Raw genomic sequence first — 24,657 nt, forward strand, 5'->3', positions numbered from 1 at the left:
CACCAACAACCGCAGGCATCAACACACCCAAGCCGTCACAGACAGCTTGATTTACACCGGATCCCGACGTGGAATCCGCACTTCGGGAGCGGTGCCGCTCACGGCCCGACCGTGAGCGGCACCTCCCGCACGGCACACGAGGCGAGCACGACGGCGTCGGCCCGCCCCGCCGTCGTGCCCGCCGCGCGCCTGAGGCGGTTGTTGGTGCCCGTGTCGTCGCACCAGTCGAGGCCGTACGGATAGGCCGAGACGTGGCCGCGCCCCTCCGCGGTGTCCGCCGGGACCTCGAAGGTGAGGCTGAACCCGCCGGCGTCGCGCATCGGGGCGAGCACCCGCACCACCTCCCGCCCCGCGGCGTCGACCACGGTGACCTCGATCTGCGCGCCCGCGCCATACCGGGGGTCGCATGTCGCGTCCGGGGCCGAGACAGTGATCCGCTCCCCGACGCTCGCCCGGTCCGGCGTCACCGTGTAGGCGGGAGGCATGCACGGCGGAGCCCCCGACCCGAAGGTCGGCCAGCACGCCGTGAGGAGCGGCGCGGCAATGAAGGCCGCCGCGGCCCCCGCCGTCGCCCTGAACATGTGCTCACGGTAGGCCGGTTCCGCCCGCGTGTCACAGGCGCAAAACGGGCTTTTACTGACACACCGACGTAAAATGTGGGTATGCCCCGCATCCAGGCCGAGTCGAACGCAGCCCAACGCGCGCTCACGCAGCGCCGCATCCTCGACGCCTTCGGCGAGCTGCTCTTCACCCGAGGACTCCCCGGCCTGACCATGACCGACGTCGCCCGCCAGGCCGGCGTCGGCCGCACCGCCGTGTACAACTACTACGCGGACATGGAGGAGCTCCTCATCGGGTACGCGCTCGACGAGACGGGCCGCTTCCTCGCAGACCTCAAGACCGAACTGAACGCGCTCGAGAACCCGATCGACCGGCTTGCCGTCTACATCCGGGCGCAGGTCGAGGACCTCTCCCGCCGCCACCTGCCACCGGGGCCCGCGATGCGGGCGGTGCTCTCGCCGTCGTCCTTCGCCAAGCTCGGCGACCACGTCGGCGAGCTCAACGCCCTGCTGACCCAGATCCTGCGCGATGCGATGGCCGAGGGCTACCTGCCGCGGGCAGACGTGGACGAGCTCGTGCGGCTCGTCCACGGCTCGCTCACCGCGAGCGCGGACCGCGGCCGCGGCGAGGACGGGGCGGCGGACGACGACGACGCCGAGCGCCGCACGGCCGCCACCGTGCGCTTCATCCAGCTTGGCGTGGGCGCCCGCTTCGATGCCGAGGGCAGGCCCGTCCGGCGCTGAACCGGACACGACGGCCCGACCGGCCGCCGAGCCGCCCGGGGGGCTCAGCCCACGGGCGCCGTCGCCGGAAGGGTGGGGACCGCACAGGTGATGGTTCCCGGCGTGTGGTCCACGAGCCCCGGGTCCGTGAGCGCCCCGTACGCGGGCCCGAGGATGAGGTCCACGCTCGCGTCTCCTCGGTCGTCCCGCACGAACACGCTCCCCGGGACATTGCGCTGGAGCGTGAAGACTGCGGGCTCCCCCGCAAACCCGCCCCTGATCACGGCCGTCACTTCGGTCGGGTACCGCTTGTTGCCCACGGCCTGGACCGTGAACTTGCGCTCCATGAGCTGGTCGGCGACCTGCCTGGCGAGCCCCTCGCGACCGGCCGCGTTGAACACGTTGACCGTGACCTGTTCGGGCGGGAGGTAGTCGTAGGTCCCGGTGGGGCACTCGGCGAGGCTCCGGGTCTCCTGTGCCTGGGGCAGCCGGATGAGGCCCGTGAGGATGGCGATGGCTGTGCCTGTCGCGCCGAGGACGAGGGCCGCGAGGAGGAAGATCACGATGCCGTGCCGGACGTGCCGCCACATCCGTGGGCGGTCCACGACCGTGGGATCCTCCGGGGGGAAGTGCGAGCGTAGCTCCTTCCCGGACACGACGTGGTGGCCGTGGAAGACGCTCAGGTCCTTGGGCTTGCGGGGCATGCAGGCCTCACTGGTCGAGGTCGAGGACGCGGGCGTGGATCGCGGTGCGCTGGTGGAGGGCCGTGCGGACGGCGCGGTGCAGGCCGTCCTCGAGGTAGAGCACTCCCTGGTACTGGACCACGTGCGGGAAGAGGTCGCCGAAGAAGGTCGAGTCCTCGGCCAGGAGGGCCTCGAGGTCGAGCGTGCGCTTCGTGGTCACGAGCTCGTCGAGCCGCACGGGCCGGGGCGGGAGCGAGGCCCAGTCCTTCGGCGAGCTATAGCCATGTTCCGGGTACGGACGTCCCTCGCCCACCGCTTTGAAGATCACCTGTCAAGCCTAGGCCCGGCCCCGCGGCGTGCGTCAGTCCCTCCCTCGGGGGCCAGCGCATTGTGGCCAAACGGTTACTCGCAGGGAGGCCCGCCCCCGCTCTCGTCATCTCGGCAGGCGCCATTCTGGCCCGCCGACGGCGGGTGCCAGAATGGGCGCATGAACGTCACCCCCGCCTTCGCTCTGCTGCTCGACGTCGACGGTCCGATCGCGAGCCCGCAGACCCGGGACGTGAAGCCCGAGATCATCGAGCTCCTGACGGAGCTCGGCAACGCGGGCATCCCGATCATCTTCAACACGGGCCGCTCGGACGCGTTCATCCGCGAGCAGGTCATGGAGCCCATGCTCGCGGCCGGCATGCCCGAGGGGCTCACGGTCCATGCGATCTGCGAGAAGGGCGCCACCTGGTTCTCGTTCTCCGCGCAGGGCGCCGGCGTCGTCCACGTGGACCACGAGCTCGCGGTCCCGACGGCCTACGCCGACGACATCCGCACGCTCGTGGCCGAGCGCTACGCCGAGCACATGTTCTTCGACGAGACGAAGCGGGCCATGGTCTCGGTCGAGCAGCTCATCGAGGTCGCCAATGCCGACTACCTCGAGGAGCAGCAGCGCTTCGACCTCGACGCGATGGGCGTCATGGCGCGGCATGACCTCGGCGTCGTGCGCCTGGACCATCACGTGCCCGGCAGCGACGACACGGTGGACTACCGCGTGGACCCGACGATCATCTCGACGGACATCGAGTCCGTCCGCCTCGGCAAGGACCTCGGCGCGAGCCGCGCGTGCGAGCTGCTCAGCCGCGACGGGATCGTGCCCGTGGCCTGGTACACCGTCGGCGACTCCCGCACCGACTACGCGATGGCGGACTGGCTGCACCACAACGACCACGTCGTGAGCCACGTGGACGTCCGCCCCGCCGACGGCGTCCCGCAGAAGCCGTACGAGGTGCTCACCGCCTCGTACCTCGGCCTCGACGAGGACGTGATCCACGACGACGCCGGGCTGGCCTTCCTGCGCCGCTGGCGGGATTCGATCGCCCTGGCGGACTGAGCGCACGACGGCGCGGGGCCGGGTCCGGCGTCAGGCCTCCGTGCCGGCCCGGTTGCCGGCGGCCCGGTCGCCGGACGCGCGGAGGCGCTGCCGCGCCGTCGCCGTCCCCGGGCCCACGGGAACGTGCCCGGTGGCCCGGGCGAGCCCGAACCGCGGCATCCCGCTGTAGACCGTCTCGATGCCGGCGGCCGGCACCTGGTACGTCTCGTGCCACACCCCGACGTCGCCCGTGCCCGCGACGGACGTCATGAACCGGCGCCAGGGCTCGAGGTGCGGCGCCTCGCGATCCGCGGCGAAGCGCATGAGGTGCTCGGGACTCTCCCAGTAGCTCACGAGCAGCGTCGTGCGCCCCAGCCACTGATGGAAATCGAGCATGCCCGCCTCCGGCCGCGTCGCGAGGTAGCGGAGCATGGGCGGCATCGCCGAGGCGACGCGCAGCACCGTTCCGAGCTTCCACCACCTGTTCGCACGCATCCCGATGAGGAACACGGTCACCGACTCGCGCCCCGTCTCCGCGGTGAAGCGTCCGGGGAAAACCTCCTGCTCCATGCCCCTCCTTGGTGTCCTCCGGCGTCGCCGGATCAATAACGACGTTACAAAACGATGTTACGGATAGACTGGGGGGCATGGCAAGACCCACCGTGTATGACAGCGCCCTGCGGGAGCGCCTCCTCGAGGTGACCGCCGAGCTCGTGGACCGCGACGGCCCCGCGCGGCTCGCGCTGCGGGACGTGGCCCGGCGCGCGGGAACCTCGACGACGGCCGTGTACTCGCTCTTCGGCGGGAAGGCCGAGCTCGTGAACGCCGTGCTGGATGCGGGCTTCGCCTCGTTCGCCGACTCGCAGCGGGCGGCCGCCGACGGCGGGCTTCGCTCCCTGGGCGCGGCGTACCGGGAGTGGGCGGTGGCTCACCCCGCGCTCTACCGGCTCATGTTCGGCGGCGCGCTCGCAGTGTCCGAGGGCTGCTCGCCGACGCCGGAGGTCGCCGACACCGCGATCGCCCCGCTGCTGGCCGCCGTCGCCGAAGGCCAGCGGGAAGGGCGCCTCCGTCCGGGTCCGGTCCCCGAGATCGCGCTCGCGATCTGGGGGCAGGTCCACGGCCTCGTGAGCCTCGAGCTGGCCCGGGTGGCCCCGCCCGGCCTCGACTGGGCGGCGGGGTACGAAGCGGCGCTCGACGCCGTCGGGCGGGCCTGGGCGTCGGAGCCCGCGAGCCAGGAAGGCTGCGGCCCGAGACGCTAGAGGCGCGCGGGCTCGGGCAGGAGGGCCTCGATGGCCGCGCGCAGCTCGGGGTCGTCGGGCTCGACGGACGAGCGGAAGCGGCCCACCGTCTCGCCCTCGGCGCTCACGAGGAACTTCTCGAAGTTCCACGCGACCTTCTCGCCGCGATCGTCGCCCGCAGGGAACCGCGAGAGGGCCGCGTAGAGCGGGTGCTGGTTCTTGCCCAGGACGCTGGCCTTGGCGGCGAGCGGGAAGCTGACGCCGAAGTTCAGGCGGCAGAACTCCTCGATGTCCGCGTCCGTCCCGGGCTCCTGGCCCGCGAACTGGTTGCACGGCACGCCCAGGACCACGAGGCCACGGTCGCGGTACTCGCGGTAGAGGGCCTCGAGCCCGTCGTACTGACGCGTGTAGCCGCACTTGGAGGCGACGTTGACCACGAGGACGGCGCTCCCGGCGAACCGGCCGAACGTCGTCTCGGTGCCGTCGTTGAGGGTCAGGGCGATCTCGTGCAGGCGCATCCGACCAGTCTAGGCCCGCCGGCGGAGCCGCACAGACCAGCGGGGCCGGCCGGGATTATCCCGGCCGGCCCCGCTCGAGTGTGCCTACGACGCCGGCGCGGCGGCAGTCGCATCGACGACGGCCGGGGCGGGCTCCGCAGGGATGGCGGTCGGGTCGGCGGTGACCGTCGACGGCTCGGCGATGACCACGGGAGCCACGACCGGCGCCGGCGCGGGCTCCACGATCAGGACCGGGGCTGGCTCGTACACCGGAGCCGGCTCGTACACCGGGGCGGGCTCGTACACCGGAGCCGGGGCGGGCTCCACGGTCAGGACCGGCGCCGGCTCGAGCACCGGCGCGGGGGCCGGAGCCGGCTCGAGAACCGGCGTCGGGGCCGGCTCGGGCGCCGGCGCGGGTTCAGGCGCAGGAGCCGGCGCGGGTTCAGGCGCAGGAGCCGGGGCCGGTTCAGGCGCAGGAGCCGGGGCCGGTTCAGGCGCAGGAGCCGGCGCGGGTTCAGGCGCAGGAGCCGGGGCGGATTCAGGCGCAGGAGCCGGGGCGGATTCAGGCGTCGGAGCCGGCTCAGGAGCCGGAGCCGGAGCCGGCGCGGGAGCAGGAGCCGGCGGGGTGCTCTGCCCGGTGAACAGCCTCGTCGTCGGAGCGGCCGCCGGCGGGCCGACGGGGGTCGGATCGAAAAGCAGCGGGGCTGCCGGCGGCTGCCAGGTGGGGACGACGACCTCGCCGTCGAGCGGCTGGGCCGCCCGAGCGGGGATGGCCCAGCTCTGGCGCTCGTTCGTCGCGACGCCATCCCTAGGCGTGTAGTCCGTGACTTCGAGCGGCTCCTCGAGAAGAGCCTCTTTCGGGATCGGGATGAACGTAAAGGTTCCCGGATCGACATGCTCGTCGTCGCGGATCGTCTCGAAGTGCAGGTGGCAGCCCGTCGAGGAGCCAGTGGAGCCCACGAGGCCGATGACCTGCCCGGGCTTGACCAGCTCGCCCTTCTCCACGGCGATGCCCTCCATGTGGTTGTAGGTCGTGATGAGGCCGTTGCCGTGGTCGATCTCGACACGGTTCCCACCGCCCCACGGGTGCCAGCCCGCGGCCCGCACCTCGCCGGCGTCGGACGCGTAGACGCGCTCGCCGCACGGGGCGGCATAGTCCTGACCCCAGTGGAACTCGCCCGCCTCGCCCGTGATCGGGTTCGTGCGGTAGCCGAAGACCGAGCCGGGGGTGAAGGATTCAAGCGGCGCGTAGAGACTCCCAGCCTCGGGTCGCTTGAGGTCTGTCGACTCTGCAGCGACGGGCGCCGCTGTCGAGTCCGAGGTTTCCAGCCCGGCCGTGACGGTGCGGACGTCGCTCCGGTAGAAGGCCACCGCGGCGTCGGGGTCCGCGGTGATCGACCGGATGTCGCCCGCGAAGGCGGGCATGGCCGTGAGCGCAGTAGTGCCCAGGGCGGTGAAGAGAGTTGCTGCTGCCCTGATCCGGGCTCGCCGGAGTTTGGCGGGTGTGGCGCGGTGCATAGCGCGGTGCATGATCGGACTGCCCCCATCGGTCATGGCGCCGCAGGCACGGCGCATCAATCGGATTAACTTGGTCCGCGCACCCAGCCTGCGCAATGCGATTATTCTCACGTCCTCGAGCGGCTTGAGCACCCCTTTTCCGCGAAGTCACGTACTCGTCCGAGGCGAACAAGTAGTCATCGAGGGCGAAGCCACGTAGTCATCGGAGGCGACCACGTACTCATCGGGAGGGAATAGAAAAAAGACACCCCCGGTCATGGACCGGGGGTGTCTGCGCGCGGAGGATGGGGGATTTGAACCCCCGAGGGCTGTTAACCCAACACGCGTTCCAGGCGTGCGCCATAGGCCGCTAGGCGAATCCTCCAGGCAGCTCGTTCAGAGCAGACTCCAGAATACCCGACCATCGCGCATGCGCCGAATCGGGCGCCGAACCGCGGTTTCCGGGGGCGCCGGGGCACCCTGAAGCGTCGGGTAGACTGTTCCCCGGCCCCTCATGTGGCGTCATCCTGCTGAACTCCCCCAGGACCGGAAGGTAGCAAGGGTAGGTGGGCTCTGGCGGGTGCATGAGGGGTCCTTTCGTTCCCCCGGCCCGACCGCCGGCGCCTGTGGATAACCGGGCTCGGCCCCTGGCGAGATTGGTAGGGTTTCCCTGTGAGTTCTCCCGCTGCCCTCTACCGCCGGTATCGGCCGGACACGTTCAAGGACGTGATCGGGCAGGAGCACGTCACCGAGCCGCTCATGACGGCGCTGCGCAAGGACCGCGTCAACCACGCCTACCTCTTCTCCGGCCCCCGCGGCTGCGGCAAGACCACCTCCGCGCGCATCCTCGCCCGCTGCCTCAACTGCGAGCAGGGCCCGACGCCGGATCCGTGCGGGGTGTGCCCGAGCTGCGTCGAGCTCGCCCGCGGCGGCTCCGGTTCGCTCGATGTCATCGAGATCGACGCCGCGAGCCACGGCGGCGTCGACGACGCCCGCGACCTCCGCGAGCGCGCGACCTTCGCCCCAGTGCGGGACCGCTACAAGATCTTCATCATCGACGAGGCCCACATGGTCACGTCGGCGGGCTTCAACGCGCTCCTGAAGATCGTCGAGGAGCCGCCGGAGCACATCAAGTTCATCTTCGCGACGACGGAGCCGGACAAGGTGATCGGGACCATCCGGTCCCGCACGCACCACTACCCCTTCCGGCTCGTCCCGCCCGAGCCCCTGCTCGCGTACCTCGAGCAGCTCTGCGCGGCGGAGAGCGTTCCCGTCGCGCCGGGCGTGCTCTCGCTCGTGGTCCGGGCCGGCGGGGGCTCGGTGCGAGACTCGCTCTCGGTCCTCGACCAGCTCATGGCCGGCGCCGGCCCCGACGGGCTCGACTACGAGCTGGCCGTCGCGCTCCTGGGCTATACCCACGCGGCCCTGCTCGATGACGTCGTGGACGCCGTGGCGGCGGGCGATTCCGGGACGGTGTTCCGCGCCGTCGACCGCGTGATCCAGACCGGCCACGATCCGCGCCGCTTTGTCGAGGACCTCCTCGAGCGCTTCCGCGACCTCATCATCGTCCAGGCCCTGCCCGAGGCGGCCGAGTCGATCCTGCGCGGCGTCCCGGCCGACCAGCTCGCGCGCATGCGGGTCCAGGCGCAGAATCTGGGGGCGGCCGAGCTGTCCCGCGCGGCAGACGTCACGAACGAGGCCTTCAACGAGATGACCGGCGCCACCTCGCCCCGGCTGCACCTCGAGCTCCTGTGCGCCCGGCTCATGCTTCCAGGCGCGGAGGCGACCGAGCGCGGCTGGGCCGCGCGGGTCGACCGGCTCGAGCGCCGCCTCGCCTTCGCGCACGACGGCGGGGAGCCACCCGCCGCGGCGTCGGTCCCGACGCCCGTGTCCGGGGACGCGGCCCCGCGGCCGCGTCCCGAGACGCCGTCCACGAGCGCACCGCCGGTGCCCCAGGCCCCGCAGCCGGCCCCCGCGGTCGAGCGAAGCGAAGCCCCCGCCGCCGTCGTGGAGACGGGCAACACCCAGCCCGAGCCCGGGGCGTCCCAGCCCCCCACCTCGGCGCCACAGGCCCCCACCTCGGCGACCCAGCCCCCCACCTCGGCGCCACAGGCCCCCACCTCGGCGACTCAGGCACCGCAGGGCGGCGGCGCCGGGAGCGTGGAGATGTTCCGCCGCGCGTGGCCCGAGATCCTCGACACCCTGGCCAAGGTCAAGCGCAGCACGTGGGCGCTCGTGGGGCCGAACGCCTCCGTGGCAGGCTTCGACGGCCGGACCCTGGCGCTCGCCTTCGGCACGTCCGGCCTGGCCTCGGCCTTCATGCGCAGCGACCACGCCGACAACCTGCGCCGAGCGATCCAGCTGGTTCTCGGCGTCGACTGCCAGATCGACGCCGTGACCGGCGGCAACGGCCCCGGCGTTGTCCCGTCCGCGGGGGCGAGGGGTGGCGGCTCCCCAAAAGCACCGGCTGACCCGGGCCAGGACACACCTGTGCCCGCGGTCGAGTCTCGCCTGACTGCGTCCGCCGAGTCACGGCCCGCCAGGCCCGTTGGCGGCAGCGCCCCCTCCGCAGTATCCGCGGCCAGCGCCCCCGCGGAGCCGTCAGAGGCCGACATCGCATGGGGCCTCGCCCCGGCACCCGCTCAGAGCACGGCCTCGGCCCAGCCCGCCGGCGCGTCCCCGAACCATGCCCCGGCGCAGGGCGTCGACCGGCCGGTCACTCCACGCGCCGAGCCCGCCATTCCTGGATCGGCGCCCGGCACAGCGGCTCCGGCGACGTCGGCGCCAGCAGCTCCAGCGATTGCGCCCTCCGCGTACGAGCCCCCCGCCGCCGGGCCCCCCACCTCCGAGCCCCCCGCCGCCGAGCCCCCTACGCCCGCGATGTCGGCACCCGAGACTGGGCTGCCCGCGGCCCAGGCTTCCCGCGCGGTCGCCCCCTCCGGGCCGTCGCCGTCGAGCCCCTACGACGACATCCCGTACTCGAATGAGGAGCCGCCCAACGAGTGGGACGAGCCCTACCCCGAGGATGACGGCTACGCCCGCGCTGCCCAGCCCAACCGGGCCCCGCAGGCCCCCCAGCCAGCGGGGCTCTCCGGCACGGCCCCGGCGGCCCCGGGCACCTCCATCTCGATGTCCTCACCCTCGTCGACGGCATCAGATCCTTGGTCCTACGCCCGGGAGTCCTCGCCAGGCGTGTGGACGGTCGGCTCGGAGCCCAACGTCGGGGCGGACGGCGCATCGGCCTCCGCCCCGTCCACGGTCCCCGCCGCCCCCGCAGCCACGGCGCCGTCGTCCGCTCCCGCCTACGCACCGGCAGCAGCGCAGGCACCACAGAACGGCGCCTCCCCAACCCAGCCGGCCCCCTCAGCAAACGGCGCCTCCGACGGCGGGCGCCGTCTGAGCATGTACGAGAGGCTGAGCCGGTCGGCGGCCGAGCGCGGGCCGCAGGAGCAGCAGGCGCAGGCGCCGCAGGCCTACGTCGACGACATCCCGAGCGCGGACGACGAGGCGATCGAGGAGTCGATCCTCTTCGGGCGGGCGGCGGTCGAGCGCATCCTCGGCGGAAAACTCATCGAGGAGCGGGCCCTGGACGGGACTGTCATCCCTCCGCGGTAGCGTAGAGGAGTGTATGAAGGCGCAGTCCAAGACCTGATCGACGAACTCGGCCGGCTCCCCGGCATCGGCCCCAAGTCGGCCCAGCGGCTCGCCTTCCACATCCTCGAGGCGGACAAGGATGACATGATGCGCCTCGCGGCGGCGATCACGGGGGTCAAGGAGCGCGTCAAGTTCTGCCAGGTCTGCGGCAACGTCTCCGAGCAGGACATGTGCTCGATCTGCCGCGACCCGCGGCGGGACGCGAGCGTCATCTGCGTCGTCGAGGAGTCGAAGGACGTCCTGGCCGTCGAACGCACGCGCGCCTTCCGCGGCCGGTACCACGTGCTCGGCGGGGCGATCAACCCCATCGCCGGGATCGGACCTGACCAGCTGCGCATCCGGGAGCTCCTCACGCGGCTCAACGACGATGCCGTCACCGAGATCATCATCGCGACGAACCCCAACCTGGAGGGCGAGGCCACCTCGACCTACCTCGCGCGGATGCTCAAGACGATCGGTGTGACGGTCACGCGCCTCGCCTCGGGCCTGCCCGTGGGCGGGGACCTCGAATACGCGGACGAAGTCACGCTTGGCCGGGCCTTCGAGGGGCGCCGCAGCGCGATCAGCTAGACCGAGACGGGCGCACCCGGGGTGGCATCAGCAGGTCAGGACCGGACCAGGGCATGACGGCCCCCACTCCGGCGGAGCATGCTAGGAGGCATGAGCACCGCGCGCACCTCCATCCCGGTCCTCGACCTCTCGGCCGCCAAGGAAGCGGACGGATCCTTCGTCCCCGGCTTCCTCGACGCCCTGCGCGACGCCGCGCATCACGTCGGGTTCTTCCAGGTCACCGGCTACGGGGCCCGGCACGGGCAGGAGCAGGAGCTCCTCGACACCGTGGCCGAGTTCTTCCGGCTCCCCCTCGAGGACCGGCTCGCCCTCGACAACCGCAGGTCCCCGCAGTTCCGCGGCTACACGCGGCTCGGCACCGAGATCACGCGCGGCCGGGCGGACGCCCGGGAGCAGATCGACTTCGGCCCCGAGCTCGAGCCGCTCGCCGACGTTCCCGCGGACAGGCCCTACCTCCGGCTCCAGGGGCCCAACCAGTGGCCCGCAGCGTTCCCGGCCCTCGAGAAGGCTGCGATGGAGTGGGCCGAGCTCATGTCCCACGTCGGGGCCGAACTCCTCTCCGCGATCGCCGTCTCGATCGGCCTGCGGGCGGACCACTTCGACGAGCCCTTCGCAGGCACGCCGGCGTGGATGGGCAAGCTCGTGCACTATGTGGGCACAGGCGTCGTGCCCGAAGCGGGCGAGCAGGGCGTGGGCCTGCACGCGGACTACGGCTTCGTCACGCTCCTGCTGCAGGACGCCGTGGGCGGGCTCGAGGTCAAGCCCTACGGGCAGGAGACGTGGATCGAGGTCCCGCCCATCCCGGAGGCGCTCGTCGTGAACCTCGGCGAGATGCTCGAGGTCGCCACGGACGGCTACCTCATGGCCACGATCCACCGCGTCACGGCCCCGCCGGCCGGCGTCGATCGGTACTCGGTGCCCTTCTTCTGGTCGCCCCGCCTCGACGCGGTCATCGACAAGGTCGAGCTGCCGCCCGCGCTGGCCGCCGACGCGCGCGGCGTCTCGGACGACCCCGAGAACCCGATGCTGGCCTCCTACGGGGCGAATGTCCTCAAGGGCTGGCTGCGCGCGCATCCTGAGACGGCGCGAATCCACTACCCCGAGCTCGTCGGGCCCACCCACGGCGGGGCGGCGTACTGAGGTCCAGCGTCCACGATGTCCCGCGGCGGCGGCCCCCGGACCGCCGAATGTCAGGCCACGCGCGTTCCCTTGGACAGCCGCCGTGCCGGGGTCACGAGCCGGCTGCGCGCGGCGGCGAACAGCCCGCCCGCGAGGACGAGCTGGAGGCCGAGCCCGAGCGGCCACAGCGGCGTGGTCTGCACGAAGTAGGACGGCTTGGGCTGGCCATTCACGCACGGGTACGTCGCGTCCGGCCCAGCGAGGGCGGCACGGGCGCCCTGGCTGACCGACTCGATCGCGCCCTGGGGGTACGGGGAGGTGTCGCGGCTGCGGTCCGGGTACGGGATGGCATCAGCGACCACGACGTACGGGTTCATCGCGAGGAACCACGCCACGCGCTCGGTGCGGACCACCTCGCGCTGCGTGAGCGGCCCGCTGCACGTGTAGCCCGGGTCCACGATCTGGGCCTGAGGCCGGGTCGGGATGTTCTCGAGGTATGACGGATTGTTGGCGCGGATCGTGCCGCGGGCGAGTGCCGCGCCGAACCCGAAGGCAATGAGCGTCCCGACGACGAGCAGCGCCACGATCAGGTAGGTGACGACGATCGAGAACAGCGGCCTGCCCGCGAGCGCCGAGACGCCGACGCCGATCGAGCACACGACTGCGAGCTCGACCGCGAGCATCAGGAGCGAGACCGCGATCGTCGCAGGCGACATCCCGCCGAGGGCCACGCCGATCACGAGGAACGGCGCCGCGGCCGCGAGGAAGGCCAGCGCCGCGAGCCACGCGGCGGCGAGCTTCCCGGCGAGGATCTGCCCCGGGCTCAGGAGCGTTGCCTGGACGACGGCGAGCGTGCCCTGCGCGCGGTCCCCGTTGACGGCGTTCGCGGACAGGGCCGGGGCGACGATGAGCGCCAGGAACAGCACGAAAGCGAGCACGACCTCGAAGATCATGCTGCCCGGCCCGGCCGACTCCGGCGGCAGGTCCGTGACCACGCCGTCGGGGGAGGAAATGGCGCGATTCAGCTCCCGCTGGGCGTTCCAGCTCGCCCACGTCAGCCAGGTCACGAGGCCGATCACGACGAACCACACCGCGAGCATGATGTACCAGCCGCGCGAGCGCAGCCGCTGCTTGGCCTCGAGCACGACGACGTCCCACGCGCCGCGCAGCCACGCCCCCAGGGCGGCCCCCTTCCGGGCCTCGGTCTCGTGTGCGCTCATCGCCGCTCCACCCCCATCTGCAGGTACGCCTCCTCGAGTGCCCCGCTGGCCGGGGCGAACGCTGTGACGGGCACGCCGCCGGAGACGAGGTCGCGCAGGAGGCGCGCGGCGTCGTCCTCCGTGCCGAGCACCATGCTCAGCCAGGGTCGCCTGCCCTGTTCCTCGCCGAAGACGACGCCGAGCTCGGCCAGGCGCGCCCGCGCGGCGCCGAGGTCGAGGGCGTACAGCGCGTAGCGGCGCCCGCGGGAGGAGTCGTCGACGCGCTGGTGCTTGACCGTGCGCCCGGCGCTGACGAAGACCGCCGAGTCGGCCACCTCGTCGAGCTCGCTCAGGACGTGGGACGAGACGAGGATCGTCGTGCCCTCGGCCGCGAGGCTGCGCAGGAGCCGGCGCAGCTCGACGCGCGAGGCAGGGTCGAGGCCCGCGGCGGGTTCGTCGAGGAGAAGGGTCGTGGGCCGGTGGATGAGCGCTCGGGCGAGGCTCAGGCGCTGCTGCTGCCCGCGCGAGAGCACCCGCGCGGGCTGGTCGGCGAGCTCGCCGAGGTGCACGAGATCGAGGAGCTCTGCGGCGCGGGACGCGGCCGCGGATGAGGGCAGTCGGTAGAACCGGCCGATCTGGACGAGGATCTCGCGGGCCGTGAGGGACTCCCACACGCCGAGCGTGTCCGGCATCCAGCCCACCCGGCGGCGCACCTCGGCGCGGTCCGAGAGGGGATCGAAGCCGTCGATCCTGAGGCTGCCGGCGTCCGGCGCAAGCAGCGAGGCGAGCATGAGCAGCAGCGTCGTCTTGCCCGCCCCGTTCGGCCCGACGAGGGCCGTGACCTGCCCGGGCGGGGCATCGAAGTCCATGTCGACGACGGCGTGCACGGGGCCGAAGCTGCGCGCGACGCCCCGCACCTCGATCCCTGCCTGCGGAACCCCGCGCTCCGGCGCTGCGCCAGTCTCGGCCGGCCCGGCGCCGTCGTCCTTCCCCTCGTCCCTGTCGTCGTCCGCGGGCACGGGTTGATCGCTCACGGATGCTCCTCCCCCTCGAGTCCTGCGCCCACCCTACTGCGCCGGACCCGCCGGCGGAGAGACCCGATGCCCACGAGCGCGGCCGCCGCGGCGGCGAGCTGCGCGTGGCCCAGCACGTCGAGGGGCGCCGCGCCGCCGGGCCGCGTGCTGTGCCCCTCGAGGCACGGCTCCCACGCGGAGGGGCCGACGGCCGCGGAGGCGTACGCGTCCGCCGTCCACGCCACGACCGAGCCGCGGGGGACGGCGTCCCCGGTGGCGGCGACGGCCACGAGGGCGGGGTTGGAGGCGGCGATCCAGGCCACCATCTCGGACCGCGGCCCCGTGTACGGGGCGAGCTCGAAGTCGGTGCACTCGAAGGACACGAGCATGCCGTCGGAGTCCCGCTCGACGTTGACGGCGTAGTGGCGGGGGATGCTGCTCTCGGTCGCGGGCAGGAGCCACAGCGCGGCGGCCGCGTTGCCCGCCCCCAGCCACAGGACCGCCACGGCCGCGGCTGCCCACGACGGCCAGGGATGCACGACGGCGGTCCGCAGCCCGGTGCCGACGGCGGCGAGGAGCCCCGCGGTCCACGCTCCGGACGCCGCTGCCGGCCCGACGAGGGGCGGCTGCGCCCCGAGGGCCGCGCCGGCGATCGCGTGCGCCGCCGCCGCGGCGGCGGCGGCGAGCAGCCCCCGGCCGAGGATGCGCGCAAGGGCCGCCCTGCCCGCGCCGTGCCTCGGCCGCAGCGGCGCGGCCACGCCCGTCAGGAGCGCCCAGGGGCACAGCGCGAGCGGGAGAGCCCACAGCCCGAGCACGGGAAGCGCCTCGGCGAGGGCAACCTCCGGGTCCCGCCACGGCTCCGTGAAGCCCGCCGCGGCGAGGAGCGCCGCCCGGAGCGGTCCCATGACCGCCCCGACGGCCAGCGCGACCGAGAGGGCGAGGCCCAGCCACCAGGCCGGGCTCGCAGCGAGGGACGTGAACTCGCGGACTGCGCGCACGAGGACGGCGAGGGAGCTCCTGCGGAGTGCCGCGGCGCGCTCGAGGCGCCGGGAGCGGCGCGCGGCGGGCCCGCCGTCGTGCTTCGCCGAGCCCGGTCCAGATGGGGCGAGGCCGCCCACGGCGCCGAGGTCCTCGGCGGCCGGATCGAGCCGACGGCCCCCCTCGGGGGCGCGCGCTGGTTCCATGCCTACTCCGCTCTGGGCCCCAGCAGCCGTGTATCCATGCTAGGTCCCGGGCCAGCCCGCGGGCACCGTCGCGGATGTCACGTTGTCAGCGGCGGCCGCGCCGGACGGTAGAATGGCGGGGACCATCCCTGATATCTCCGAGCCCCTGTGAGTGTGCCCGCATGTCGATGCCCCTCGAATTGCCCACCCGGCAGCTGATCGTCCAGAAGTTCGGCGGCTCTTCCGTCTCCGACGCTGCGGGCATCAAGCGGGTGGCGCAGCGCGTGGTGGACAACCAGCGCGCGGGCCACGAGGTCGTCGTCGTGGTCTCCGCGATGGGCGACACGACCGACGAGTTGCTCGACCTCTCGTCCGAGATCACGGACAGCGCCCCCGCGCGCGAGATGGACATGCTCCTCTCGGCGGGCGAGCGCATCTCGATGGCGCTCCTCGCGATGGCGATCAACCAGCTCGGCTCCAAGGCCCAGTCCTTCACGGGCTCGCAGGCCGGCATGATCACGGACGGCATCCACGGCAAGGCGCGCATCATCGACGTCGACCCGCACCGCGTCCGCACGGCCCTCGACAAGGGCAAGATCGCGATCGTCGCGGGCTTCCAGGGCATGAGCCGCGAGAGCAACGACATCACGACGCTCGGTCGCGGCGGGTCGGACACGACCGCCGTCGCCCTCGCCGCCGCCCTCGACGCGGACGTGTGCGAGATCTACACCGACGTCGACGGCGTCTACACGGCGGACCCCCGCGTGGTCCCGGCCGCGAAGAAGATCGACCGCATCTCGAGCGAGGAGATGCTCGAGCTCGCCGCCTCCGGCGCCAAGATCCTCCACCTGCGCTGCGTCGAGTACGCGCGCCGCTTCGGAGTGCCGCTGCACGTGCGCTCGTCGTTCAGCCATCATGAGGGGACGTGGGTGCTGCCCAGCCCCGAGGACAAGATCACCGTCAGCGAGGGAGTCGCTTTGGAACAGCCCATCATCTCCGGAGTCGCGCACGATCGCTCCGAGGCCAAGGTCACCGTCGTCGGCGTGCCCGACACCCCGGGCAAGGCCGCGGAGATCTTCCAGGTGATCGCGGACGCGCACTCGAACATCGACATGATCGTGCAGAACGTCTCGACGCACGGCCGCGGCTCGACGGACATCTCCTTCACGCTGCCGATCGTCGAGGGCGCCGACGCCCTCGACGCGCTGAAGTCCGCCCAGGACCGCATCGGCTTCGAGAGCATCGAGTACAACGCGGAGATCGGCAAGCTCTCGCTCATCGGCGCGGGCATGCGCTCCCACCCGGGCGTCTCCGCGACGTTCTTCAAGGCCCTCGCCGACGCCGGGATCAACATCGACATGATCTCGACGTCGGAGATCCGCATCTCGGTCGTGACCCGCGCCGACCTGCTCGACGACGCCGTCCGCGCGATCCACTCGGCCTTCGACCTCGACGCCGAGACCCAGGCGACGGTCTACGGCGGAACGGGCCGCTGACCGCACAGCGCACGACGACGGCCGGTGGCCTTCCTGACGGAAGGTCGCCGGCCGTTGGTGGCTGAGGGCGGGTTGAGCGAAGCCAGAACCCAGGGCGACGCGCTGGCAGTCAGTGGTGCGTCATCGGGGGCTTCTCGTCCTTGCGGACGGCGTAGTGGTGTCCGTCGGAGTCGGTGACGACCTCGAAGGTCTTGAGTTCGACATCCGAGGCCTGCTCGTAGGCGTCGTGCTTGTGCACGACCGGCGCGTTGGCGTCGGTTCGGGCCGCCGGGCCCCAGATCGCCGCGGCCCTGCCGGTCGCGCGCATGAACGTCTCGAGTACCTTGTGCGTGCGGGGCATCCTTCTTCACCCCCTTCCGGTACGCGCCATTGTACGCCCGGAGGTGGCGCGGATCTCAGGGCCGGATCGGCCCTGAGCGGGGGGCCTGCTGCCGGTCAGCGCAGGGACTGGTCGCCCGGATCCTTGGGCACGACGTAGGTGCTGCCGTCCGGGCGCGTCATCGTGACCCACTGCTGGGTCTCCGCCTCGCGCTGCGCGAGGAGTTCGCGGTTGGCCTCGGTCATCTCGTGCGTCGTGGAGCTGCGGTGCGCCGGGCCGAAGATCGCGCGGAGCTTCCCCGTCGCGTTCATGAACTTGTGGGTGAAGCTCTCCCCCGGCATTGGCAGGTCCTTTCCTCGGCGCGAATCGACAACTGTCGCAGGACCAATAGTACCCTGATGATTAGTGCACTAATCATAGGAAGGATGCCGTGGCCGCCGAGGACGAGGACCTCCTGCTCGAGAGGCAGCTCTGCTTCGCATTGAGTGTCGCGAGCCGCAGCGTGGTGGGCGCGTACCGCCCCGTCCTCGAGAAGCTCGGGCTCACGCACCCCCAGTACCTTGTCATGCTCGCGCTGTGGGAGCACAGCCCGCGGACCGTGCGCGAGATCAGCGAGGCCCTCCTCCTCGAGCCCGCCACGGTCACGCCGCTGCTCAAGCGGCTCGAGGACGCCGGGCTCGTGACCCGTACGCGACAGCCCGGCAACGGGAGGGCACTCGACGTCGCGCTCACCCCGCGCGGCGCGGCCCTGCGGCAGCAGGCGCTCGTGGTGCCCGAGACGATGATGTCGCGGCTCGGCATCACCCGCGAGGAGGCCGAGGAACTGCACGGGTCGATGATGCGGCTCATCGCCGCGGCCCAGGCCAGCCGCACGGCGGACTCCCTGCCGTAGCCCTCGCCTCCCGCACGTTGCGGGGTCACCTCCCTGCGTTGCGGGGTCACCTCCCCGCGTTGCGGGGTCACCTCCCCGCGTTGCGGGGTCACCTCCTAGAGTGGAGGATGTGCCCGTCTGATCGGCCAGGAGGAAACGATGCAACTCCATGCCCGCGCACTGATGCTTGCCACAGCGCTCCTCGGTCTGCTGACGGCCTGCGCCCTCGGCCCCTCGACCCCCGGTCCCAGCAACCCCACGCCGTCGACGCCAAGCCCCTCCAGTTCCACGCCGTCCACGTCGGGGCAGCCGAGCGGCACGCAGGGTGCGCCGACGGCGGATCTCGAGGTCGTCGTCGTCAGCGCACCAGGTGAGCCCGAGCAGCGCTGGACGTTGCAGTGCTCCGGTGCCGCGCCGCTGCCAGGCAGCACTCATCCGAGCGCCGCGGCGGCGTGCGCGCTCCTCGACGCGAGGCGTGATGTGCTCGACCCGCCGGCGCAGAACCGGCTCTGCACGCAGCAGTACGGCGGCCCGGACGTCGCCACGGTCACGGGGACGCTGGACGGCGCCCCGGTGGACCGGCGCTTCAGCCGCACCGACGGCTGCGAGATCGCCGACTGGAGCGCGGCCCAAGCCCTGATCGGCCCGCCGAGCGGAGCCGTCTGACCCCGCGTTCAAGGGGACATCACCCCTCAACCAGGGGGCCAGTTGAGGGGTCATGTCCCGCGCAATGTGGGTCACCTCTCGGGCGTGAGGACCTTCGAGAAGACGGTCTCGCCGAGCGCGTTGCGCAGGCTCACGGTGAAGGTGTCGCCGCCGTCGATCTCGACGTGCCCGAAGAACTGGCTCTTGCCGTCGCGCGGGGACTGGTTGGCCCGAACGCCCGCCTTGGCGAAGACCACCTCGGGGCCGAACGTCAGGTCCATCGCGTTGGGTCCGAAGGATCCCGCGTTGACCGGCCCGGCCACGAACTCCCAGAACGGGTCGAACTCGCGGAACGCCGCCCGCTCGGGCGAGTAGTGGTGCGCGGCGCAGTAGTGCACGTCCGCGGTGAGCCACACGATGTTCTTCACGCCGGCGTCCTTGAAGGCCTTGAGCACGCGGGCGAGCTCAAGTTCGCGGCCCAGCGGCGCGCCGTCGTTCCGGTTTGCGATGGCCTCCTGCGCGGCGCCGTCGGGGACGATGATGCCGAGCGGGAGGTCCGCGAGGATGACCTTCCACGTCGCCTTAGAGCGCGTGACCTCGCGGACGAGCCACTGGACCTGCTCCTCGCCGAGGAGCGGGGTCGCCGTCGGCTCAAGACCCGCGGTGTTCTCGCCCTTCGACGAGCGCATGTCAAGCGCGAACAGGTCCAGCTGCGGCCCGCGCGGGATGTGCCGGTAGATGCGCGCGGGCTCGAAGCCCGTCGTCCCGCGGGCCATGGCGCGGCGGTCCGCGATCGGCTGATACTCCTGCCAGGCCTGGCGGCCGCGCGCCGCCAGGGTGTCGACGCTGCGGACGGTGTAGCGCGGGTCCTCGATGACCTCCCCGTGCCACCAGTTGTTGTGCGTCTCGTGGTCGTCCCACTGCGCGATCACGGGGACCTCGGCGTACATGGCCCGGACGTTGCGGTCCATGAGGTTGTAGCGGTGCCGGCCGCGGAACTCGTCGAGTGTCTCGGCCACCTTGGCGACCTCGGGGGTGACGAGGTTGCGCCACATCTGTCCGTCCGGCTCCGCGACCGTGGCCTGGATGGGGCCGTCGGCGTAGACCGTGTCGCCCGAGTGGACGAAGAAGTCCGGCCGCGTGGCGTGCATCGCGGCGTAGGCGAACATCCCGCCGATCTCCTCGTTGATCCCCCAGCCCTGGCCGGCCGTGTCGCCGGTCCACACAAAGCTCTGCCCGCGCAGGACCTCGTTGCCGAGCGCGGCGGTGCGGCCCGGGGCGTCGTGCCCGGCCGGCGTCGTGAAGGAGCCGTAGGCGGCCTCGCCGAGGTTGCCCTCCTCGTCCTCGAACTGGAGCGCGAGCTGGAAGCGCGTCCCCGAGGGGAGCTGGTCGGCCGCGATCTTGGCCGTGAAGTCGGTGTCGGCGCTGGCCCACGAGCCGCGCAGCGTGCGTTCGAACGCTCCCTTTCCGCGGAGGACTGCGCCCTCCGCGTCGACTGCGCGGAGCATCGCGACGAGTCGGCCCGGGCCCGAGGCGCGCGACCACAGCACGGCCGAGTCGGTCGTGACGTCGCCGGTCTGGATGCCCGAGGGGAGGGTGAGGCGGCTCCGCACGAGCGGCACCGCTCCGGCCTGGGCCGGCACGGGCATTGCGGCCGACGCCGGGCCCGCGGCGGCGGCGGTCAGGGCACCGGCGGCGCCGGTCGCGAGGGCTCCGAGGACGAGGGAACGACGTGAGATGTCAGTCATGTCCCCGACTGTCGCGGGCCGAGCTGACGGGCCAGTGACGCCGGGGTGAATTCAGCCCGGCGCCACCGTGCCGCCTTCGGGGATAATCGATGGGTGCCCTCCCCCGCTCTCGCGCCGCCCGCCGTCGTCCTCGCCAAGGACGAGTGGCTCCCGCGCGCCCGGGCGCACGCGGAGCGGGTCGCGGCCTTCGCCGAGCCGTTCGTGGCGCGGCGCAACGCTGGCAAGAAGCACCCCGTCGAGGACTTCCTCTACACGTACTACACGCACAAGCCGGGCCAGCTCGCGCGCTGGCACCCGGGCGCGGGGGTCGCGCTCGTGGGGCACGACGCCGTCGAGCGCCTGGGCTGGAAGCACTACCGCCCGCTGACCGACGCCGAGCGGGCGGCGGCGGGGATCCCGGACGGCGCGCCCGCCGTCGTGCTCGACGTGCCCGGCTACGCGGCCGGGCGTGAGGAGACGATCCGCTTCTGCTCCGTCATCCTGCGCGGGACGGCCTCCCGGCCGGCGCAGTTCGGCTGCTTCGGGCTGCACGAGTGGGCGATGGTGTACCGCTCGGAGAAGTTCGGGATCCGGCACGAGTACCTGCCGCTGCGGCTCGGCGCGGAGGGGACGGACCGCGTCGTCGAGGAGCACCGGATCCGCTGCACCCACTTCGATGCCTTCCGCTTCTACACCCCGGACGCGGCGCCCCGCAACGAGCTCCAGCCCACCCGCGCGACCCAGCGCGAGCTCGAGCAGCCCGGCTGCCTGCACGCCAACATGGACCTGTACAAGTGGGCGTACAAGCTCGGGCCCGCCGTCCCGAGCGAGCTGCTCATGGACTGCTTCGAGCTGGCCTGGCGCGTGCGGACCATGGACATGCAGGCCTCCCCCTACGACCTTTCGGACTGGGGCTACGCGCCCATCCCGATCGAGACCGCCTCCGGCAAGGCCGAGTACGTCGAGGCCCAGCGCGGCTTCGCGGCCGAGGCCGCCGTGCTGCGGCAGCGGCTGACGACGGCGCTCGCGCCCCTCGAGGCGGCCCTCGCCTGAGCGATCGACTCATTGGGCACCACGCCCTCAGTGTCCTCGTCCTGCCGCTTGTGCAGCACGGACGCGTGCTGCACGGAAGTATTCATGAGATCTGGGCAGCGCAAGCAAGGTGATGCCCCCCAGGGTGAACAGCAGTGTCATGAGGGCCACGATCCTGATCAGATCCCGGTACCACGACACAGCCTCGTACACCTCGACCGTGAGCAGCGCGATGTTGAAGCACATGGCTAGGCCGCCGAGCACCCAGGTCAGCACTCGGCCCGTGGCGCTACCTCGTCCATTGAGGTAGGCGAGCAGCAGACAGAGTGTCGTGAAGACGCTCGCGAGAAGGGTGAACAGTATGAGAGCGAGCAGCGTTGCAGCGCTTGCCCCTTCACCGTCCAAGCGCTGGCTATGGTAGCTGAACTCGGGCATGGCAAAGATCGAGCCGGTCGCGCTGATCAAGGTCAGCACAGCCACGCCGACGAGCAGGTAACTCGAGGCGAAGACGGTGATTGGCGTCGGTAACGCCCCTGTGGTCGTCATGGTCACCCCTCGACGCGGACGAGTTGGCCACGGCGGCGGCGCAGCAGCAGAATCCCGACCACGAGCCAGATGGCAAGCGGCAGAGCCATGAGCGGGTAGAACCATGGGTTCGAGGTCGGCGGAAGCGGGGCGCTGGCGTCGAACACCGGCACGGGGCGGCTCGTTGATCCGAGCCAGACCTTACCCTGCTGATCGGTGGCCCGCTGCTGGATCGACCTCTGCACCGCGTTGGTCAGGCCAGGGTGCTGCTGCTCGAATGCCGTCTGTGTGACCTTGTTGAACTCCACCTTGCTGAAGTCGACTCCACCGGCCCAGTACGTGATATCGCGGAACCAGCCGTCCTCTCGAGTCTCGCGACGGGTGATGTTGAACTCCCCCTTCTGGTATGACTCCACGTACTGGTCGAACACCTGACGCGGGGACCATCGCTTCAGCGCCGGCCAGGCCGAGACATTGCCGGTGTTGATCAGGCTGGACAGCGCGCCGTCATGGCTGTGGCGTTGCCGGTACCACTCTGCGGCGACTCGGCTCAGGTAGACCCGGCGCAGTTCTGCATATTCCGGCGCCTGGTTGACCGCTTCCTCCACCTTCGGAAGTACCAGGGTGCGGTGAATCTGGGTCATGCCCGCGTCGGGGGAGGTGCACTTCGTGGGCTGGCCCTGCTTGCGGAGAAAGTCGGCCTCCATCTTCACCTCGAGCGGTGCATCGACGATGTACAGGCCACCGTCCTGCTCATACACGGTCGCTGGCTTCGGCACGATCCACTGCCGCAGGTCGGTGCACCCCGCGGCCTCGCCCGCCTCGCCCCAGTACAGCCTGCCCGTCTCGCTGTCCGGGTGGATCAGCCGCGCGGAGTCCCTCTTCATCTGGAGGTCGGCCTCGAGCAGGATCCGGCCTACATCGGTCGTGCCGAGCTTGGCGTCGACGATCCTGTCGGGCTCGTTCGGGTTCAGGTTCACCCAGAACGTCGACTCGGGCAGGCTGAGCCAGACGAAGAAGGCGTCCGCGCTCTGCACCACGGCTGTCTGCCCGTCGACAAGGCGGGAAGCCGAGCCGTTGCCCGGTTCGGCAGCGAAGGCGTAGGCCAGCTGCCCGTCACTGCCCTCAGAGAGGTAGCGCAGGTCCAGGGTGGAGAAGTCGATGCCGCCAGGATCGGTGCCCCCAGCCGGGGCATCACCGCAGGGGACGGCCAGCCCCTTGCCGACCGCCCCCTCCGGGCAGGGGCCGGCAAGTGCCTCACCGACTGCCCCCTCGGGGCCGGGGCTGCCTGGGGTCACCACGCCCTGTTGCTTGGCGACCTTCGCTGCCGCGTCCGTTCCGGTGGGCTTGCCGGCGTCCACCCAGTCCTTGTACCCGGATTGAAGCTCGTTCTGGTTCTGCCCCGGACTCGGCTGGTCGGTAACGAACTTCATGTCGTCAAGCTCGGGGAACCAGCCTTGAACCACTGGGATAACCATGTCCCCGTCCCAAGACCAGGTTTCATTCTCCAGTTCAGGACTGCACTCGGGGCAGGTGATCCGCTCAGAGAATCCCTTCTTGGTGGTCTCGTTCGCCCCATTGGCGTTGCGCTCCAGGGCGAGGGATGCGACCGGCTCCGAGTGCAGCCCGAAATTGGACCCATCCGGCGGTGTCAGATCGGGCTCGGCGCTCAAGTCCCAGATCAGGCTCGGTTCCAAGGTGTTCCGCCAGTCGGCCGCCTGCCCGTTCACTATGATCGGTTCGCCATTTAGGTCTACCAGCGTCCACTCGCCGGTCGCTTCGTTCTCCCGGTACACATCGATGATCGCGGTCTTGGTGCCCTTCTTTGGGATGCTCGGTGCGACGATGATGAGACGCACCCCTTTGGAAGGGTAGAAGTCGAAGGCCGCGACGTTGCGCCACCAGCTGACATCCTCCTGGAGCATGGTGTGTCGGTGACGGTACATGAGAATCGGGATGTGCATGGGATCGGCCACGCGAACCTTCGTGAGCTTGAACTCCGGCTTTCTATCCGGTTCGTCAGTCGCGAGCGCCATCTGGGCCGGGGGAGCCAGGGTCGGCGTGTTCGTCACAAGCGACGCTCGGGCCGGTGGAGCTGCGAACCCAGTGAGCAGCACTGCCAGCAACGTCACGATGATCGGCAAGAGCTTGTGTGGCAGCGGCCGTCTCCAGGTCGCGAGAATGCCGCTGGGGCTGGTCGTCGGTTTCATGAGGCCACTCGTGTTGAGACTCGAGGTCGTCCCAAGGAAGTCTCCATGGACATCCCGACCTTGGCGAGAAATCTACCGGCGGCTGGCGGGGTGGCTGATGGAATCGACCGGGTGGGAATCTGCCGACGCTTTCGCTCCCACATCTCACGGATCTCATCCGCGGTAATGCCCTCGACCTGGTTTTCGTTCATATCGTGGCCCCCACGCCAACGTTTCTGAGCGGCAAGACGTCATCTGATACAGGACACTCGAGTGCTCTCCTTCTGACCATGACGGACACTGCCGGGCGGTGTCGAGGGCCAAACGGCGGGATGTCCTGAATCTTGGGGAGTTGGTCGCTTTTTGTCTAACCAACCGCGCTGCAACGGCCCTCGAATCCGCCCCCCCGCGTCCTTGGAAGATGACCCCGCAACGCAGGGACGTGACCCCGCATCGTTGAGAGGTGACCCCGCATGGTGGTTCTCGGGGCATGGCGAAGGGGCGCACCGATCGCGGTGCGCCCCTTCGATGGCATCTGTAGTTGTATAGCAGGCCTCTGGGAGCGGGACCGTCGGCAGCC

Annotated in this window: 24 protein-coding genes, 1 tRNA gene and 1 other RNA gene; 11 read left to right on the forward strand and 15 right to left on the reverse strand. The window is 71.3% G+C overall.

Annotated features, from left to right (window positions below):
• Positions 1-98 precede the first annotated feature (98 nt).
• The gene (locus tag BV907_RS19030) at positions 99-581 is read right to left on the reverse strand and encodes a hypothetical protein (protein WP_175637513.1); all 483 of its coding nucleotides are present in this window, start codon (positions 579-581) and stop codon (positions 99-101) included.
• An 81-nt stretch (positions 582-662) separates the two neighbouring features.
• Here BV907_RS19030 and BV907_RS17395 point away from each other — a divergent pair, with 81 nt between their 5' ends.
• Positions 663-1,304, forward strand: a complete 642-nt coding sequence (locus tag BV907_RS17395; RefSeq protein WP_077491014.1) for a TetR/AcrR family transcriptional regulator — start codon at positions 663-665, stop codon at positions 1,302-1,304.
• 44 nt (positions 1,305-1,348) lie between these two features.
• Here BV907_RS17395 and BV907_RS17400 read toward each other — a convergent pair whose 3' ends face one another.
• On the reverse strand, positions 1,349-1,987 hold the full coding sequence (locus BV907_RS17400; RefSeq protein WP_077491015.1) for a LytR C-terminal domain-containing protein: 639 nt from the start codon (positions 1,985-1,987) through the stop codon (positions 1,349-1,351).
• Between the two features lie 7 nt (positions 1,988-1,994).
• On the reverse strand, positions 1,995-2,294 hold the full coding sequence (locus BV907_RS17405) for a type II toxin-antitoxin system VapB family antitoxin (protein ID WP_077491016.1): 300 nt from the start codon (positions 2,292-2,294) through the stop codon (positions 1,995-1,997).
• A gap of 159 nt (positions 2,295-2,453) precedes the next feature.
• Here BV907_RS17405 and BV907_RS17410 point away from each other — a divergent pair, with 159 nt between their 5' ends.
• Entirely contained in the window at positions 2,454-3,344 is an 891-nt protein-coding gene (locus BV907_RS17410) for a Cof-type HAD-IIB family hydrolase (protein WP_077491017.1), read from the forward strand.
• Positions 3,345-3,374: 30 nt separating this feature from the next.
• Here the strand turns inward: BV907_RS17410 and BV907_RS17415 are convergent, their stop codons facing one another.
• Positions 3,375-3,893, reverse strand: a complete 519-nt coding sequence (locus tag BV907_RS17415; protein WP_077491018.1) for a DUF4188 domain-containing protein — start codon at positions 3,891-3,893, stop codon at positions 3,375-3,377.
• 77 nt (positions 3,894-3,970) lie between these two features.
• Between BV907_RS17415 and BV907_RS17420 the strand changes: the two genes are divergently transcribed.
• Entirely contained in the window at positions 3,971-4,582 is a 612-nt protein-coding gene (locus BV907_RS17420) for a TetR/AcrR family transcriptional regulator (RefSeq protein ID WP_077491019.1), read from the forward strand.
• Here the strand turns inward: BV907_RS17420 and BV907_RS17425 are convergent.
• The 3 genes from BV907_RS17425 to BV907_RS17435 all read right to left on the reverse strand — a co-directional run bounded on the left by BV907_RS17425 (position 4,579) and on the right by BV907_RS17435 (position 6,940).
• Positions 4,579-5,079, reverse strand: a complete 501-nt coding sequence (locus tag BV907_RS17425; protein ID WP_077491020.1) for a glutathione peroxidase — start codon at positions 5,077-5,079, stop codon at positions 4,579-4,581. The two genes, BV907_RS17420 and BV907_RS17425, sit on opposite strands and share 4 nt — an antisense overlap.
• Before the next feature lie 84 nt (positions 5,080-5,163).
• Positions 5,164-6,483, reverse strand: a complete 1,320-nt coding sequence (locus tag BV907_RS19475) for a M23 family metallopeptidase (protein WP_245828061.1) — start codon at positions 6,481-6,483, stop codon at positions 5,164-5,166.
• Between the two features lie 371 nt (positions 6,484-6,854).
• Positions 6,855-6,940 (reverse strand) — tRNA-Ser (locus BV907_RS17435).
• A gap of 118 nt (positions 6,941-7,058) precedes the next feature.
• Here BV907_RS17435 and ffs point away from each other — a divergent pair.
• The 4 genes from ffs to BV907_RS17455 all read left to right on the forward strand — a co-directional run bounded on the left by ffs (position 7,059) and on the right by BV907_RS17455 (position 11,919).
• Positions 7,059-7,155: signal recognition particle sRNA small type (gene ffs, locus BV907_RS17440), an RNA gene on the forward strand.
• A 72-nt stretch (positions 7,156-7,227) separates the two neighbouring features.
• On the forward strand, positions 7,228-10,170 hold the full coding sequence (locus BV907_RS17445; protein ID WP_077491022.1) for a DNA polymerase III subunit gamma and tau: 2,943 nt from the start codon (positions 7,228-7,230) through the stop codon (positions 10,168-10,170).
• A gap of 9 nt (positions 10,171-10,179) precedes the next feature.
• Positions 10,180-10,779 carry a recombination mediator RecR gene (recR, locus tag BV907_RS17450; protein WP_077491023.1) on the forward strand — a complete coding sequence of 200 codons (600 nt, stop codon included), beginning with the start codon at positions 10,180-10,182 and terminating at the stop codon, positions 10,777-10,779.
• 90 nt (positions 10,780-10,869) lie between these two features.
• Positions 10,870-11,919 carry an isopenicillin N synthase family dioxygenase gene (locus BV907_RS17455; protein ID WP_077491024.1) on the forward strand — a complete coding sequence of 350 codons (1,050 nt, stop codon included), beginning with the start codon at positions 10,870-10,872 and terminating at the stop codon, positions 11,917-11,919.
• Between the two features lie 50 nt (positions 11,920-11,969).
• Here BV907_RS17455 and BV907_RS17460 read toward each other — a convergent pair whose 3' ends face one another.
• The 3 genes from BV907_RS17460 to BV907_RS17470 are packed head-to-tail and all read right to left on the reverse strand — an operon-like array spanning position 11,970 to position 15,294.
• The gene (locus BV907_RS17460) at positions 11,970-13,118 is read right to left on the reverse strand and encodes an ABC transporter permease (RefSeq protein WP_077491025.1); all 1,149 of its coding nucleotides are present in this window, start codon (positions 13,116-13,118) and stop codon (positions 11,970-11,972) included.
• A complete protein-coding gene (locus BV907_RS17465) occupies positions 13,115-14,131 on the reverse strand; it encodes an ABC transporter ATP-binding protein (protein ID WP_245828062.1) in 1,017 nt (338 codons plus the stop codon). Before BV907_RS17465 ends, BV907_RS17460 begins: the two co-directional genes overlap by 4 nt.
• Complete coding sequence (locus tag BV907_RS17470) at positions 14,128-15,294, reverse strand: hypothetical protein (RefSeq protein ID WP_077491026.1); 1,167 nt, start codon at positions 15,292-15,294, stop codon at positions 14,128-14,130. The genes BV907_RS17465 and BV907_RS17470 overlap by 4 nt, the downstream gene beginning before the upstream one ends.
• A gap of 161 nt (positions 15,295-15,455) precedes the next feature.
• Between BV907_RS17470 and BV907_RS17475 the strand changes: the two genes are divergently transcribed.
• Positions 15,456-16,769, forward strand: coding sequence for an aspartate kinase (locus tag BV907_RS17475; RefSeq protein WP_077491027.1), 1,314 nt, complete (start codon positions 15,456-15,458; stop codon positions 16,767-16,769).
• 109 nt (positions 16,770-16,878) lie between these two features.
• Here the strand turns inward: BV907_RS17475 and BV907_RS17480 are convergent, their stop codons facing one another.
• Positions 16,879-17,109 carry a hypothetical protein gene (locus BV907_RS17480; RefSeq protein ID WP_077491028.1) on the reverse strand — a complete coding sequence of 77 codons (231 nt, stop codon included), beginning with the start codon at positions 17,107-17,109 and terminating at the stop codon, positions 16,879-16,881.
• A gap of 95 nt (positions 17,110-17,204) precedes the next feature.
• Positions 17,205-17,429 (reverse strand): hypothetical protein, encoded by a 225-nt coding sequence (locus BV907_RS17485; RefSeq protein WP_077491029.1) that lies wholly within the window; start codon positions 17,427-17,429, stop codon positions 17,205-17,207.
• Positions 17,430-17,518: 89 nt separating this feature from the next.
• Between BV907_RS17485 and BV907_RS17490 the strand changes: the two genes are divergently transcribed.
• Positions 17,519-17,980 (forward strand): MarR family winged helix-turn-helix transcriptional regulator, encoded by a 462-nt coding sequence (locus BV907_RS17490; protein ID WP_077491030.1) that lies wholly within the window; start codon positions 17,519-17,521, stop codon positions 17,978-17,980.
• A 138-nt stretch (positions 17,981-18,118) separates the two neighbouring features.
• Positions 18,119-18,625, forward strand: coding sequence for an SSI family serine proteinase inhibitor (locus BV907_RS17495; protein WP_077491031.1), 507 nt, complete (start codon positions 18,119-18,121; stop codon positions 18,623-18,625).
• A 71-nt stretch (positions 18,626-18,696) separates the two neighbouring features.
• Here the strand turns inward: BV907_RS17495 and BV907_RS17500 are convergent, their stop codons facing one another.
• On the reverse strand, positions 18,697-20,352 hold the full coding sequence (locus tag BV907_RS17500) for an alkaline phosphatase D family protein (RefSeq protein WP_077491032.1): 1,656 nt from the start codon (positions 20,350-20,352) through the stop codon (positions 18,697-18,699).
• Positions 20,353-20,445: 93 nt separating this feature from the next.
• On the opposite strand from BV907_RS17500, the gene BV907_RS17505 reads away from it, so the two are divergent.
• Positions 20,446-21,384 carry a 3-methyladenine DNA glycosylase gene (locus BV907_RS17505; RefSeq protein WP_077491033.1) on the forward strand — a complete coding sequence of 313 codons (939 nt, stop codon included), beginning with the start codon at positions 20,446-20,448 and terminating at the stop codon, positions 21,382-21,384.
• Positions 21,385-21,411: 27 nt separating this feature from the next.
• Here the strand turns inward: BV907_RS17505 and BV907_RS17510 are convergent, their stop codons facing one another.
• Together BV907_RS17510 and BV907_RS17515 are read right to left on the reverse strand one after the other, a co-directional pair.
• Entirely contained in the window at positions 21,412-21,909 is a 498-nt protein-coding gene (locus BV907_RS17510) for a hypothetical protein (RefSeq protein ID WP_077491034.1), read from the reverse strand.
• Between the two features lie 2 nt (positions 21,910-21,911).
• Positions 21,912-24,098 carry a hypothetical protein gene (locus BV907_RS17515; RefSeq protein ID WP_077491035.1) on the reverse strand — a complete coding sequence of 729 codons (2,187 nt, stop codon included), beginning with the start codon at positions 24,096-24,098 and terminating at the stop codon, positions 21,912-21,914.
• Positions 24,099-24,657 lie beyond the last annotated feature (559 nt).

Origin of the sequence: Sinomonas mesophila (genome assembly GCF_001999765.1) — a bacterium.
Lineage (GTDB): Bacteria > Actinomycetota > Actinomycetes > Actinomycetales > Micrococcaceae > Sinomonas > Sinomonas mesophila.

Coding starts and splice junctions, on each gene's coding strand:
- BV907_RS17460 (WP_077491025.1), bottom strand. CDS start 13,118: ATGAGCGCACACGAGACCGAGGCCCGGAAGGGGGCCGCCCTGGGGGCG.
- BV907_RS17480 (WP_077491028.1), bottom strand. CDS start 17,109: ATGCCCCGCACGCACAAGGTACTCGAGACGTTCATGCGCGCGACCGGC.
- BV907_RS17475 (WP_077491027.1), top strand. CDS start 15,456: ATGTCGATGCCCCTCGAATTGCCCACCCGGCAGCTGATCGTCCAGAAG.
- BV907_RS19475 (WP_245828061.1), bottom strand. CDS start 6,483: ATGCCCGCCTTCGCGGGCGACATCCGGTCGATCACCGCGGACCCCGAC.
- BV907_RS17455 (WP_077491024.1), top strand. CDS start 10,870: ATGAGCACCGCGCGCACCTCCATCCCGGTCCTCGACCTCTCGGCCGCC.
- BV907_RS17420 (WP_077491019.1), top strand. CDS start 3,971: ATGGCAAGACCCACCGTGTATGACAGCGCCCTGCGGGAGCGCCTCCTC.
- BV907_RS17515 (WP_077491035.1), bottom strand. CDS start 24,098: ATGAAACCGACGACCAGCCCCAGCGGCATTCTCGCGACCTGGAGACGG.
- BV907_RS17425 (WP_077491020.1), bottom strand. CDS start 5,079: ATGCGCCTGCACGAGATCGCCCTGACCCTCAACGACGGCACCGAGACG.
- BV907_RS17395 (WP_077491014.1), top strand. CDS start 663: ATGCCCCGCATCCAGGCCGAGTCGAACGCAGCCCAACGCGCGCTCACG.
- BV907_RS19030 (WP_175637513.1), bottom strand. CDS start 581: ATGTTCAGGGCGACGGCGGGGGCCGCGGCGGCCTTCATTGCCGCGCCG.
- BV907_RS17400 (WP_077491015.1), bottom strand. CDS start 1,987: ATGCCCCGCAAGCCCAAGGACCTGAGCGTCTTCCACGGCCACCACGTC.
- BV907_RS17470 (WP_077491026.1), bottom strand. CDS start 15,294: ATGGAACCAGCGCGCGCCCCCGAGGGGGGCCGTCGGCTCGATCCGGCC.
- BV907_RS17485 (WP_077491029.1), bottom strand. CDS start 17,429: ATGCCGGGGGAGAGCTTCACCCACAAGTTCATGAACGCGACGGGGAAG.
- BV907_RS17510 (WP_077491034.1), bottom strand. CDS start 21,909: ATGACGACCACAGGGGCGTTACCGACGCCAATCACCGTCTTCGCCTCG.
- BV907_RS17415 (WP_077491018.1), bottom strand. CDS start 3,893: ATGGAGCAGGAGGTTTTCCCCGGACGCTTCACCGCGGAGACGGGGCGC.
- BV907_RS17410 (WP_077491017.1), top strand. CDS start 2,454: ATGAACGTCACCCCCGCCTTCGCTCTGCTGCTCGACGTCGACGGTCCG.
- BV907_RS17500 (WP_077491032.1), bottom strand. CDS start 20,352: ATGACTGACATCTCACGTCGTTCCCTCGTCCTCGGAGCCCTCGCGACC.
- BV907_RS17495 (WP_077491031.1), top strand. CDS start 18,119: ATGCAACTCCATGCCCGCGCACTGATGCTTGCCACAGCGCTCCTCGGT.